The 12,257-nt window shown below is 62.0% G+C and carries 10 protein-coding genes; 3 read left to right on the top strand and 7 right to left on the bottom strand.

Annotated elements, in window-relative coordinates:
• Window positions 1-60: 60 nt before the first annotated feature.
• Window positions 61-1,251 (top strand): GAF domain-containing sensor histidine kinase, encoded by a 1,191-nt coding sequence (locus H3028_RS15320; protein ID WP_181298070.1) that lies wholly within the window; start codon window positions 61-63, stop codon window positions 1,249-1,251.
• A 112-nt stretch (window positions 1,252-1,363) separates the two neighbouring features.
• Here H3028_RS15320 and H3028_RS15315 read toward each other — a convergent pair whose 3' ends face one another.
• On the bottom strand, window positions 1,364-1,630 hold the full coding sequence (locus tag H3028_RS15315) for a DksA/TraR family C4-type zinc finger protein (protein ID WP_181298162.1): 267 nt from the start codon (window positions 1,628-1,630) through the stop codon (window positions 1,364-1,366).
• Window positions 1,631-1,930: 300 nt separating this feature from the next.
• Between H3028_RS15315 and H3028_RS15310 the strand changes: the two genes are divergently transcribed.
• Window positions 1,931-2,647 (top strand): TorF family putative porin, encoded by a 717-nt coding sequence (locus H3028_RS15310; protein WP_181298068.1) that lies wholly within the window; start codon window positions 1,931-1,933, stop codon window positions 2,645-2,647.
• Window positions 2,648-2,651: 4 nt separating this feature from the next.
• Here H3028_RS15310 and H3028_RS15305 read toward each other — a convergent pair whose 3' ends face one another.
• The 3 genes from H3028_RS15305 to H3028_RS15295 all read right to left on the bottom strand — a co-directional run bounded on the left by H3028_RS15305 (window position 2,652) and on the right by H3028_RS15295 (window position 5,679).
• Window positions 2,652-3,803 (bottom strand): MFS transporter, encoded by a 1,152-nt coding sequence (locus H3028_RS15305; protein WP_181298066.1) that lies wholly within the window; start codon window positions 3,801-3,803, stop codon window positions 2,652-2,654.
• Between the two features lie 41 nt (window positions 3,804-3,844).
• Window positions 3,845-4,708: an oxaloacetate decarboxylase gene (locus tag H3028_RS15300; protein WP_181298064.1), complete on the bottom strand. Its 864-nt coding sequence runs from the start codon at window positions 4,706-4,708 to the stop codon at window positions 3,845-3,847.
• Between the two features lie 77 nt (window positions 4,709-4,785).
• A complete protein-coding gene (locus tag H3028_RS15295; RefSeq protein ID WP_181298062.1) occupies window positions 4,786-5,679 on the bottom strand; it encodes a DMT family transporter in 894 nt (297 codons plus the stop codon).
• A gap of 335 nt (window positions 5,680-6,014) precedes the next feature.
• Between H3028_RS15295 and H3028_RS15290 the strand changes: the two genes are divergently transcribed.
• Window positions 6,015-6,497, top strand: a complete 483-nt coding sequence (locus H3028_RS15290; protein WP_181298161.1) for a GNAT family N-acetyltransferase — start codon at window positions 6,015-6,017, stop codon at window positions 6,495-6,497.
• Between the two features lie 73 nt (window positions 6,498-6,570).
• Here the strand turns inward: H3028_RS15290 and amn are convergent, their stop codons facing one another.
• From amn to H3028_RS15275, 3 genes are all read right to left on the bottom strand, one after another.
• Window positions 6,571-8,043, bottom strand: coding sequence for an AMP nucleosidase (gene amn / locus H3028_RS15285; RefSeq protein WP_181298060.1), 1,473 nt, complete (start codon window positions 8,041-8,043; stop codon window positions 6,571-6,573).
• Window positions 8,044-8,381: 338 nt separating this feature from the next.
• The gene (locus tag H3028_RS15280; protein WP_181298058.1) at window positions 8,382-10,031 is read right to left on the bottom strand and encodes an acyl-CoA dehydrogenase family protein; all 1,650 of its coding nucleotides are present in this window, start codon (window positions 10,029-10,031) and stop codon (window positions 8,382-8,384) included.
• 267 nt (window positions 10,032-10,298) lie between these two features.
• On the bottom strand, window positions 10,299-12,242 hold the full coding sequence (locus tag H3028_RS15275; protein WP_181298057.1) for a hybrid sensor histidine kinase/response regulator: 1,944 nt from the start codon (window positions 12,240-12,242) through the stop codon (window positions 10,299-10,301).
• Window positions 12,243-12,257: the final 15 nt, after the last annotated feature.

Genomic DNA, 12,257 nt, shown 5'->3' with positions numbered 1-12,257 from the left:
CCACATCAGCGTGTTAAAGTAGCCAGCCAACTGCTCTGCCAATATCCAGACATGATCACCATGAGCCGATCGGTGACTGACGACATCGCAACTATCAGCCGCATCAGTGCGGTACCTGCCATTCTGCAAATCATCTGCGAAACCACCGGTTTACGCTTCGCCGCCGTCGCCCGCGTTACCCATGATTCCTGGACGGCTTGCGCGGTTCTCGACAAGATCGATTTCGGGCTGCATGTAGGTGGTGAGCTGGATGTGGTTACTACGCTGTGCCACGAAATTCAAACCTCCCACGAAACGATCATCATTGAAAAGGCCAGTGAGGACGATCGTTACGGTGACCATCACACGCCTAAGCTGTACGGCTTCGAAAGCTATTTATCGGTGCCAGTGTTTCGTGCCGATGGCAGTTTCTTCGGCACGATATGCGCGCTTGATCCGCTACCGGCCACGTTTTCCAGGCCGTCTATATCCGCGATGATGGAATCGTTTGCCAAGCTGCTGGCGAGTCAGCTGGAGGCCGAGGAACAATTCGAAGCAACCGAGGCTGCTCTGCTTGACGCCAAGCAGACGGCAGAACTGCGAGAACAGTTCATTGCCTTGCTTGGCCACGACCTGCGCAACCCGCTGTCATCGATCATGTCCGGGGCCCAACTACTATTGCGGCGCTTGAAGGAGCCGTCGGTTTCCGGCATTGCCAACCACATGCTCACCGCGGCTCGCCGTGCGTCGCGACTGGTGGACGATGTGCTGGATTTCGCGCGCGGCCGCCTGGGTAATGGGATCCCTTTGATCCTTCGCGACTGCAGCAACTTGCGTGACGTCCTGACCCATATCGTCTCGGAGATGCAAAGCGCCCATCCACAGCGGCTAATCGAGGCCGACATCGCTCCGCTCGATGCCGTCCGCTGCGACTCGGATCGCCTGGCACAACTGCTATCCAACCTGCTCGCCAACGCGCTTACCCACGGCACGGCGGACGGCAGCGTATCGGTCAGCGCACGCATCCAAGCCGGCGAGTTCATCCTGGCCGTGAACAATCAGGGCACGCCGATCCTACCTGAGCGCTTGAGTCAGCTGTTCCAGCCGTACTGGCGCGAACCCTCCAGCACCCAATCCGGGCTCGGCTTGGGTCTCTATATCGCCAACGAAATCGCAATATCACACGGGGGCCGGATGCAGGCGACTTCGGCAACCGAAACCGGCACGACCTTTACCTTCACCATGCCAGCCGGAGCGTCGCCGCGAGGCTAGGCGTGCTCCGCTTCATTGGCCCGCAGCACCAACGCAGGTCGGCGAACGAAGCTCTGGTTTCGCGCGGCCGTGCATCGGCTGCTGCCTATGACCGACAAACGTTCCGCCACAATCAACGCAGCTGGCTGTCCTTGCTGCCGCGACGGTTGTAGCCGCTGAACTTCGCTTCCTGGAAATCCTGTTCCGCCTGGCATTTCACGCAGAGCCGTACGCCCTGGACTGCCTGCCGTCGCGCCTCAGGAATCTTCGCATCACATTCTTCGCAGTGCGTCAGGCTTTCGCCTCGCCCCAATCGGCTACGCGCTCGCTGGACCGCATCTTCGATGGTGCTGTCGATCTGCTCCTGCACGGCGCCTTCGTTCGCCCAACCCGTGGCCATCATTGCCTCCCACCTGCCTGAAGACAGGTCATTTGGTACCAACCTATTGGATCGGCGTAGCGGACAACCGTTCCAGCGCAACGTCAACCCAGCAGTATTACCGGTCGCCAACTAACCGGCACCCGTCCGTCGTTAGCTTGGCGTCAAACGACGAGCGGGGACCCCATCGAGGCTGCATCGTCTACCCTTCCCGCGATTGATCAGGCAAGCGAGCGCAGACACCACCTCTGGCGCTGTGGACTTGCCGTTTTTGCGGTCGCCAACGGGCGGCTTGTATCAAATCCACCAGTGAATCGGTGTATGAGCAAGAAACTCGCAATGGCGCTGATGCTCGGCCTCGGCGGATGCGCCAGTCAACCACAGATCGTCGAGCGCGAAGTCGGACAGTTCGACCTTAAACTCGGCACGGCTCCTACCCGCAGCATGGCCCAGGGCCTGGTCAGCCCGACCGCCGGAAGCACCTTTCGCGGAGGCCTGGACCTGGCCCACACCAGCGGCATGTACGTGGGCCAATGGGCACCGAGCATGGGTCTTCTCCAAGGCACGCTGGAGCTGAATACGTATGTCGGCTACGCCCAGCAGCGCTTTGCCGACACACCGGGTTTTGAGCTGGGTGTGATCCGCTACAGCTTCCCCGAAATGGAAAACTGGGACCGGCATCAGTACTACGCTGGCATCAATCTGGCTGGAAGCCGCCTGGGTGGCGCGTTGAGCAGTTCGCCGGGGCGTACCGACAGCACGCTGCTGCTGGAACTCGGGGCGTTTCGGCCGTTTGACCTCGACGTACGCCTGAAATATGCCAGCCACTCGATGGACAGCCCGATGTACCACGTCGGCGGCAGTGTGCGGGTGTTTGACGATTGGTCGTTGAACCTGTCCCGCCCGCTACTCGGCATCCACCTGGACCTGTCCTATACCGACTCCAACCTGAGCGGGTCGGAGTGCGGCGTCTACACTGGGCAGAACGCCCATTGCGAAGGTTTCTTCATGCTCAAGGCCGAGCGCGCGCTGTTCTGAGCGGCTAGCGAAAGCGCATCCGTGCGTGCAGCACGGCCAGCAGAAATGCCGCTGTCGCAAAGCCGTAGAGCAGGGTCAGATTCGAATCCTGATACAGCCAGGACCCTAGCACCGGTCCCGTGGCCATCCCCATGAAACGGAAGAAGTTGTAACTGCCCACGGCGGTGGCGCGGTTGTGCGGATACAGATCCATCAGCAGGCTGGTCTGCACCGGCAGTGACAATCCGAGGAACAAGCCAAACGCGGCCGCCGCCATCACCAGCCAGGCAAGCGACAGCTGAGCAACGCCGAGAAACAGCAGCACACTGAGGACATTGCAGCTGGCGGTCAGTAGCAGCATCGGCCGTGGCTGCCAGCGCGCCAACAACCGACCACCGGCGAAGCTGCCGACCACCACCGCGATCGACAGCGGCAGGAAGACCAACCCCTTCTCGCTGGCGCTGAGGCCGTAGGAGGTGTCGAGCACCCGTGGCATGAACACCAAGTAGTTATAGAAGGCGTAGTACTGCACAAAGCTCAGCAGCATGATCGCCAATCCCTGGCGGTTGCGCAGCACGTCCAGATATTCGGTGGGATGGAAGGCGTTGGGCGTGACGTTGGCGGGGAGCGTTTCCTGCAGCCAGAGCGCATTGGCCAGCAAGACGAGTGCGCCAACCGCCGCCAGCAACAGAAACACATAGTGAAAATCCACATGCTCGCCGATGAAGCCGCCGACGACCGGACCAACCACCGGGCCCAGCGCCACCATCATCTGGAATGAGCCCATCGCCCGGCCGCGCTCCGCACCCTCGAAACGATCACCGATGACCGTGACCGCCACCACCGCACCGGCAGCGATTCCCACCGCCTGCAGTGCGCGGAACACCAGCAGCAATTCGATGCTCTGCGCCAGAAAGCAGCCCAGCGAGGCGCCGACGTAGACCGCCAGCCCCAGCAGCAGGATGCGTTTGCGACCGTTGCGATCCACCAGCGGCCCGTAGACGATCTGCATGAACGCCAGCACAAACGTGAAGATCGAGATACTGAGGTTGATCAGCAACGGCGTGGTCGCCAGCGCCGCCCCCAACTCTGGCAGGATCGGCGCGTAGACCGTCTGGGTAAAGGGTCCGAGAAACGCGGCGAAGGCCACCATGAACGTCAGCAGACGTGGACTCATCGGATCTCCAGGGGCGCTGGCGGCGGCGCTGCAGGTGGCGGTTATTCCTTGACCTGCATGTATTCCTCTGCCCAGACCATGTACTCGTCAGCGGTTGAGTACTTGACCGACAGCTGCGATGCGTTGAGATCGGACGCATTGATCTGGCGCTGCTCGCGCAGACAGTCGTAAGTCGCCTTGATCGCCGCGAAGTAGGCGGCGTGACCGTTGACCACGATCCGCACGCCGAGCGCAGCCAGTCGTTCGTTGTCACGCAGACGTGGATTGCCGTAGGTGACCAGCATCAAGGGCACGCTGAGCTTTTCGGCAACTTGCTCCAGTTGCTCGAAATCCTCGAGACCGACCAGACAGATCGCGTCGGCACCCGCGGCCTCGTAGGCCTGCACCCGGGCGATCACTTCTTCCAGGCCGATCACGCCAGCGTTGGTACGGGCGATGATGCAGAGTTCCGGATCGATCCGTGCTTCGAGCGCCGCACGGATCTTGCCGACCGCCTCGAACATGCCGATCAGGTCGGTGGACTTGCGGCCGAATTTTGCCGGCAGCAGGGTGTCTTCGATGGTCAACGCGGCGATTCCGGCGCGTTCCAGCTCGACCACGGTGCGCATGACATTCAGCGCGTTGCCGTAGCCGTGATCGGCGTCAGCGATGATCGGCAGGCGCGACACGCGCCCGATGCGTGTTGCCTGCTCGACGAATTCGCTGAGGGTGATCAGTGCGAAGTCTGGCGCCGCCAATACCTGCAGCGACGCAACCGAGCCGCCGAGAATGCCGACTTCGAATTCGAGGTCGGCGGCAATACGGGCCGACATCGGATCAAATACCGAGGCGGTGTGATAACAGCGGTCCGAGGCCAGCAGCCGGCGGAAGTCGTTACGCAGGGTGTGGTGAGAAATTCGTTGCATGTGTTTTTCCTGATAAAGCGCACGCAAGGGTCGAGTCGCCCTTGTTCGGTCACGTGTTGGAAGCTGCGCGGAGGGCCCTACGACACATCCGCGGGTGTATCAAGTCGAGGACGCGGCTGGCGCCCCTGAACGTAGGCCATGCTGAGCCCGCTGGCGATGATGATCGCCATGCCCACGATCGCGCCGAGATCCGGCACATGTCCGAAGGCGAAGAAGCCCACGACCCCGGCGAAGATGATCTGCGCATAGGTGAACGGGGCCAACGTGGCGGCACTGGCAAAACGGAATGCGTTGGTCAGTAGCAGATGCCCGCTCATCGCCATCGCCCCGAGCGCCGCCATCATCAGCGCGTGATGCAGGGTCGGCGTTTGCCAATTGAAAATCACCAGCACACTCATCACCACACTGCCGACCAGGCTGGTGAGGAAATTGCTGGTCACCGGATGGTCAGTGCTGCTGAGCCGGCGAGTGATCAGCTGATAAAGCGTGAAACTGACTGCCGCACCGAAGGGCAACAGAATCGCCGGGGTAAACAGCGCACCGCCCGGACGCACGATGATCATCACGCCGAGCAGGCCACAGCCCACCGCTAGCCACTGACTGCGGCTGACCCGCTCGCCCATCAGCGCCGATGCGATGGTCACCAGCAACGGAGTCAAGAAAATCACCGCTGTAGCCTCGGCCAACGGGATGTAACTCAGCCCACTGATGAACAGCATACTGACGCCGACCAGGCTGATTCCGCGACACAGCTGCAGCCTGGGCCGCAGCGTATGAAAGACGCGGCGCCCCATGCGCGGCGTGAACAGCGTCAACATCAGGAGGGTCTGCGCCATGTACCGCGCCCAGATCACCAGGAACACCGGGTAGAGCTGCGTCAGGTACTTGGACAGCCCATCGTGCGTGGCGAGCGTCAGGCACGAAACGAGGATGAGCAGGACGCCAAGCAGAGGGTGGTGTGAATTGTTCAATGACGGACTCAGGGAATAAGTAGCTAACTAAGGATTATGCCCGCAAAAGGTGCTGACGTCAGTCATCACGAGCCTTACGCCGACCAGCCGCATGCGGACGAAACACGGTGCGGCGCCACAGATCCAGCCCGGATGTTCGCCAGTGGCCACCAGGCGGAATCTCCGCTGCCATTTTACCGTCCTGCGAGCGCCCGCCACGCTCGTGAGGCATGCGGCATCAGCCCTTCCGTCGGCTGGCTTACGCCTATTCTTCTGATCGCGTATGATCGCCGGCCCGTTGCGGTCGCAGAGCCGGCCGAGTCCGTTCGAGTGTTCAGATGTTCCAGTTGAGAGCGATGCAGGCGCGCGATATTCCTGCCGTGATGTCGATTCAGGAAGAATCCTATGCCGCTGCAGTCCTTGAAGACGAAGCGGTGATCCGCACCCGCCTTGCCGCCTGCCCTCAGCTGGCCTGGGTCGCGGAAGATGCCCTCGGTGTCTGCGCCTATCTCTTCGCCTACCATTCGCGGGTCGGCAAGGTGACCCCACTGGACGGCGAATTCCAGCATCACGCCAAAGCCGATTGCCTGTACCTGCACGACCTTGCTGTCTCCCGTCGTGCCAGCGGCCGCGGTATCGGCCCGGCCCTGGTGCAAAAAAACCTGGAGCAGGCCCGCACCCAGAAGCTGCGATATTCGGCGCTGGTCTCGGTACAGGATTCGGAAGCCTTCTGGTCCCGCCTTGGTTACGCCGCGCATACCCAGCTGGATCAGCCACAGACCAGCAATCTCGCCAGCTATCAGATCCCTGCCGTCTACATGGTGCGCGCGCTGCATTGAAGACGCACCCAAGCAGGACAACGCAAAAGCCCGAGCAGGACTCGGGCTTTTGCTATCCGGCCTGACCGTTCGGTTACCTGAACGGGGGCTCGTCGAAGCTGCGCAGCTTACGCGAGTGCAGCGAGTTGAGCTGGTTGCGCAACAGATCCAGCGCGGCGATGCCGATCTTCAGGTGCTGAGTCACGGCGCGCTCGTAGAAGGCATTGGCCGAGCCCGGCAACTTGATCTCGCTATGCAGCGGCTTGTCTGAAACGCAAAGCAAGGTGCCGTAGGGCACCCGCAAGCGATAGCCCTGGGCGGCGATGGTGCCGCTTTCCATGTCCACTGCAACTGCACGGGATAGGTTGATCAGCGGCCGTTCCTGCGCCCAGCGCAACTCCCAGTTGCGGTCGTCGTAGGTCAGCACGGTGCCGGTGCGCAGCCGCTTCTTCAGCGCTTCGCCCTTGTCGCCGGTGATCTGCGCGGCGGCTTCCTGCAGTGCCTGCTGCACTTCGGCCAGCGCCGGCAGCGGGATGTGCGGCGGCAGCACCCGGTCGAGAATCCCATCACGACGCATGTAGGCGTGGGCCAGCACGTAGTCACCGATCGATTGTGACTGCCGCAGGCCGCCGCAGTGGCCGATCATCAGCCAGCAGTGCGGGCGCAGCACGGCCAGGTGATCGGTGATGTTCTTGGCGTTCGAGGGGCCGACGCCGATGTTGACCAGGGTAACGCCATCGCCATCGGCCGCCTGAAGGTGATAGGCCGGCATCTGGTAGCGGTGCCAGAGCACACCGCCGATGATCGACTGGGCTTCGCCCTCCTCCATACCGCGCTCAATTACGATGTTGCCCGGCAGCACCATGCGCACGAAGCGGGTGTCGTCGCGCAGCATGTCGAGGCCATGGCGAATGAACTGGTCGACGTACCGGTGATAGTTGGTCAGCAGAATCCACGGCTGCACATGCCGCCAGTCACTGCCGGTGTAATGCACCAGCCGGCGCAGGGAAAAGTCCACCCGCGCCCCGTCGAACAAGGCAAGCGGATAGGGATCGGCGTGCTCCCAGTCATAGAGGCCGTCGGCGATGTCGTCGGTGGCGGCGGACAGATCGGTGCTGGGGAACACCCGCGCCAGTTCAGCCGCGGTTACGCCTGTACCGGCCAGCTCGTCGCCCTGCTCGATCACATAGGGATAGGGAATGTTGCGCTCGCTGATGCGCACCTCGACCTTCACGCCGAAGTCATGCATCAGCGGCCGCAACTGATCGAGCAGATAGCTGCGAAACGCCGCCGGATGGGTCACGGTGACGCTGTAGACGCCCGGCGCCTGTACCTTGGCGTAGGCACGGGTAGATGCCGGCACCTCGCCATGACACTCGTAGGTCAGGCGCAATTCGGGGTAACGGAACATCGCCCGCTCGGTCGCATCCGGCTCCTGACGCGACGCCACGTAGCGCTTCAGCGCCTGGTGCAATGACGAAGTGGCATGCTGATGCAACTCGGCAAGGTGATCCACGGCCGCCTCAGCGCTGGTGGCAATACGGAAGGTTTCGCCTGCTGGCTTCATGATGGTTCCCTTGTTCGGTCATTGGAAACATCTTGCCTGCTGTTCGATGACAGCGGTAGCACCAGCGCGCGGAGAATCACCGAACCGAGGCGGCCGCCCGACCCATGATCGATCCGCGCCCCAACCATTGATACATAGAGGGGAGCCAGTCCTGGGGTGGCATTCGTATCTCACGACCAAGTAGAGGATACGGCGCAGCCGCTTGACGCACGGGGCGGCTCGCACGGTCGGTTCGGACCATGCTTGGCGGCGCCGTGTCTAGGCGGATTCAGGCGCAGTGTAATGCTGGCGTGAACGGACAGGCAGAACGCCGCCAGCAGCCTGGACGCCATACCGACCTACTCGACGAAGGGCGCGCTGCGCGCCAGCAAGGCGCTGATGTCCAGCCCGCGCGGCAACGTACCGAAGACCCGCCCATGGCCATCCAGGCGGCTGGCGATAAAGGCATCGGAGACAGCGCTGTTGCCGGCTTCGAGCAGCAGTTTGGCCTGCAGCGCGACGGCGACGTCTTCGGTCAGCTGGCGGGCGCGGTACTGGATATCGGCGGTGTCGGTGAACGCGGCCTGCAGCCGGGCGATATGCGCCTGAAGGCGGGTGTCGCCATGGCCATCGCCAAGTTCGGCGAACAGCACGTCGATCACGCCGGGCTCCTTCGACAAAGCGCGCAGCACATCCAGGCACTGCACGTTGCCCGAGCCCTCCCAGATCGAGTTGACCGGCGCCTCGCGATACAAGCGCGGCATGATGGTCTCTTCGACGTAGCCCGCTCCGCCCAGGCATTCACTGGCCTCGGCAATCATTTCCGGCGCGCGCTTGCAGATCCAGTACTTGCCGATGGCGGTAACCAGCCGGGCGAATTTCTCTTCCTGCTCATCGAAAGGATTGTCCTGCGCGCGACCCATGCGCATGGTCAACGCCAGCGCGGCCTCGCTTTCCAGCGCCAGGTCGGCCAGCACGTTCTGCATCAGCGGATGCTCGGACAGTGCCCGCCCACCGACCTGACGATGCGCACAGTGATGCATGGCTTGGGTCAGCGCCTGTCGCATCAACGAACTGGAGCCAATCATGCAGTCGAAGCGGGTCGAGGAGACCATTTCGATGATGGTCGGCACGCCGCGGCCTTCCTCGCCAATCATCCAGGCTAGAGCCCCGCGATATTCGACTTCGCTGGAGGCGTTCGACCAGTTGCCCAGTTTGTTCTTCAGCCGCTGGATATAGAACTGGTTGCGGCTGCCATCTGGACGATGTCGTGGCAGCAGGAAGCAGGACAAGCCCTTGTCGGTTTGTGCCAAGGTCAGAAAGGCATCGCACATGGGCGCCGAGCAGAACCATTTGTGCCCGACCAACTCGTACAGCTGCCCGGGACCGCGTGCCCCCACTTCATGCCCACGGGTGGTATTGGCGCGCACGTCAGTACCGCCCTGCTTCTCGGTCATCGCCATGCCGATCGTGACGCCGCTCTTCTGCTCCATCGGCAGGTTGCGCGGGTCGTATTCGAGGCTGAGGATCTTTGGCAGCCAGAGATCGCCGACGCCGGGCTGCAGGCGCAAGGCGGGGACGCTGGCGTAAGTCATGGTCAGCGGGCAGCTTGAGCCCGATTCGGCCTGATTATGCAGGTACATCAACGCCGCACGAGCGACCTGAGCTCCCGGCTGAGGATTGGTCCAGGGCAGCGACGGTATGCCGTGCGCGACCGCGGTACGCATCAGTTCATGGTAGGCCGGATGGAACTCCACCAAGTCGATACGGTGCCCGTAGCGGTCGTGACTCTTGAACACCGGCTTGTTGTCATTGGCGAGAAAGCCCGCCGCCATCAGCGGACCACCGGCCAGTGCGCCGTAGGCGTCCAGCCGCGACTCGGCCCAGCCGCCCTTGTAACGTCGCACCCACTCCTGCAACGGCAGGTCGAGGCGATACAGGTTCGCACCGTCCAGCGGCGGGACTTGGTTCAGCACCTCGTGGGTTTCAGCATATTGATGCAGGCTCACGGTCGTCTCCTCGGCAGGCGAAAGCGGTGATCGACCAGGCTGAAAGATGCTGCGGTGATCTCGAAGGGGTCGCTCCCTCTCACCGTCTGGATATCGCCGGGCCGACGCGAGTCGCCTCTCTCAACGACCCGCAAGGAGAGTGAAGCACGCATACTTGCGCTGAAAAAGTGAGGTTTCGGCCAAAACCTGCGCATCGCGTCTGGGAAATCGCCGGGCATGTTCCGGCTTCGCTGATTCGGCACAGCCTCGGGCCAATATCGGATGGATTCAAGGCAACTGGAGCGGCAGGCGCACCTTGAAGCGGCTGCCCCGCCCCGGTTCCGACTGATAAGAGATTTCACCGCCTTGCAACTCGACCAGCTGCCGACAGAGTGAAAGGCCGATGCCCAGACCGCCATATTGTCGGGTCATGCTGCCGTCCAGCTGGCGGAAATAGTGAAAAAGAGTGTCATCGGCGGGCGTTTTGAAACCGACCCCGGTATCAGTCACGTCCACTTCCAGCATGAACCGGGAATCAGCCTCGTCATGTCCGGTTAATGCCAGCGTCACGCGTCCCTGCAGGGTGAACTTGATGGCGTTGTCGAGCAGATAGCCGAGGCACTGCTTCAGCTTGGCGGCATCGCCGACCAACCTATCGGGCAGCCGGCTGGCAAGGTCGAGCTCGAATCCCACCCCACGCACCGCAGCACGGGCCCCGTAAAGCATATAAAGCTCGTCGACCATTGCCCGCAACCCGAACGGCTCATTACGCACCTGAAGCTTGCCGGCCTGCAGTTCGGTCAGAGCGAGGATATCGTTGACCAAGCGCATCATCTCGCGGGCCGAGCCAGTTGCGATGCGCTGGTATTGTTCCAGTTCGCCAGTCAGCTCGAGGGTCCGCATCAGGTCGAGGCCGCCCAAAACGCCATGCATGGGCGTGCGCAGCTCATGGGTGACATTCGCCAGGAATTGATCCTTGAGACGATTACTCTCGGCCAGCTCGCGGTTCATCTCCTCCAGCTTCCGGCCGGTTTCCTCCAACATAATGGCGCGCTCTTCCCGCATCGCATTGATGCGGTCGGCCAATGCCAGCGATAGCAACGCAACCTCGAGGGCGGAGCCGATCTGCCCGGCATACATGGTGATAAAAGTGTGCGGCAGATAGCCCAACACCATCAGCGTGTTGATTAATCCGCCGAGGAGAAAGGCCGTCCAGGCGATCAAAAAATAACGGGCCACACGCATCCCACGGTACCAGGCCACGCTTCCGGCGATGAGGATCACCACAATGAAACAGAGCGCGAGCAAGGTGGCCAGGCGCAGCGCCAGCGAATAGCTGTTCGTGAGCGCTAACACCATGGTCAGCCCCCCGAACGCCATCAGCGCGATGAGGGCGCGGTCGATCCAGAGGCTGTGCTCGCGGGTATGCAGGAAACTACGGGCGAACTGACTGCCGAAGAGGGCCGCCGCACCGATCAGAAACGGCGTGGACGCATTGGCCCACCATGACGAGTCAGGCCAGAGATATTGCACGCCCAGGCCGTTGACCGAGACCTGGTAGAGGCCGAACGACCCGATATAAAGGATGTAATAAAGGTAGCTGCGATCTCGCACGCTGAGGTAGATGAACAGGTTGTAGACCAGCATCACCAGCAGCACGCCATAGATAATTGCCAGCACGTAGATGTGTGCCGACTGCTCCTCGAGATAGCCCACTGGCGCCCATAACGTCAGCGGCACCTGGATCGAGCCCTCGCTCTCCACCCGCAGGTAGATCCGTTGCGGCCGGTCAGGTGCCAGCTCCAGCTCGAACAGGTGGTTGCGCTGCTTGATCTGCCGTTGGCTGAAAGGCAACGAGTCGCCGCTCTGCCCGGCTATGTAGTAGCCACCCTGACCATCAGGCAGATAAATATCCAGTCGATCCAGCGGCGGGTACGCCAGCTCCAACCACCAGCGATTACGCTCGTGGGAATGATTGGCGCGGTATTGCAAGTCGACGCGCAGCCAGAAGGCCGAACGCGAATAGCCCGCATTGAGCACATCGTCCCGATGATCGATGAAACGCCCGGCCGCATCGAGCGCGAGCACATCCGCGATGGTGGCGCCCCGGCCGGGGTCCTCCAGCACCGCCATGTGATGACCCAGCGGTAGACGCCGAGTGCTGTCGTCGAACACGACTGCGCCAACCAACGTCGGCAGCAGACCGAGAATGAAGATGAAAAAGTAGCGCATGGCATTTAAGACCTG

The sequence above is a fragment of the Pseudomonas sp. Q2-TVG4-2 genome (assembly GCF_013620795.1).
Taxonomy (GTDB): domain Bacteria; phylum Pseudomonadota; class Gammaproteobacteria; order Pseudomonadales; family Pseudomonadaceae; genus Stutzerimonas.
The sequence above is the reverse complement of the archived record's forward strand: the minus strand, read 5'-3'. Positions and strand labels throughout refer to the sequence as shown.

What these genes read in the sequence shown, in the direction of transcription:
- H3028_RS15275 (WP_181298057.1), bottom strand. Translation starts at nt 12,242, where the DNA reads ATGCGCTACTTTTTCATCTTCATTCTCGGTCTGCTGCCGACGTTGGTT.
- H3028_RS15310 (WP_181298068.1), top strand. Translation starts at nt 1,931, where the DNA reads ATGAGCAAGAAACTCGCAATGGCGCTGATGCTCGGCCTCGGCGGATGC.
- H3028_RS15315 (WP_181298162.1), bottom strand. Translation starts at nt 1,630, where the DNA reads ATGGCCACGGGTTGGGCGAACGAAGGCGCCGTGCAGGAGCAGATCGAC.
- H3028_RS15290 (WP_181298161.1), top strand. Translation starts at nt 6,015, where the DNA reads ATGCAGGCGCGCGATATTCCTGCCGTGATGTCGATTCAGGAAGAATCC.
- amn (WP_181298060.1), bottom strand. Translation starts at nt 8,043, where the DNA reads ATGAAGCCAGCAGGCGAAACCTTCCGTATTGCCACCAGCGCTGAGGCG.
- H3028_RS15305 (WP_181298066.1), bottom strand. Translation starts at nt 3,803, where the DNA reads ATGAGTCCACGTCTGCTGACGTTCATGGTGGCCTTCGCCGCGTTTCTC.
- H3028_RS15320 (WP_181298070.1), top strand. Translation starts at nt 61, where the DNA reads ATGAGCCGATCGGTGACTGACGACATCGCAACTATCAGCCGCATCAGT.
- H3028_RS15300 (WP_181298064.1), bottom strand. Translation starts at nt 4,708, where the DNA reads ATGCAACGAATTTCTCACCACACCCTGCGTAACGACTTCCGCCGGCTG.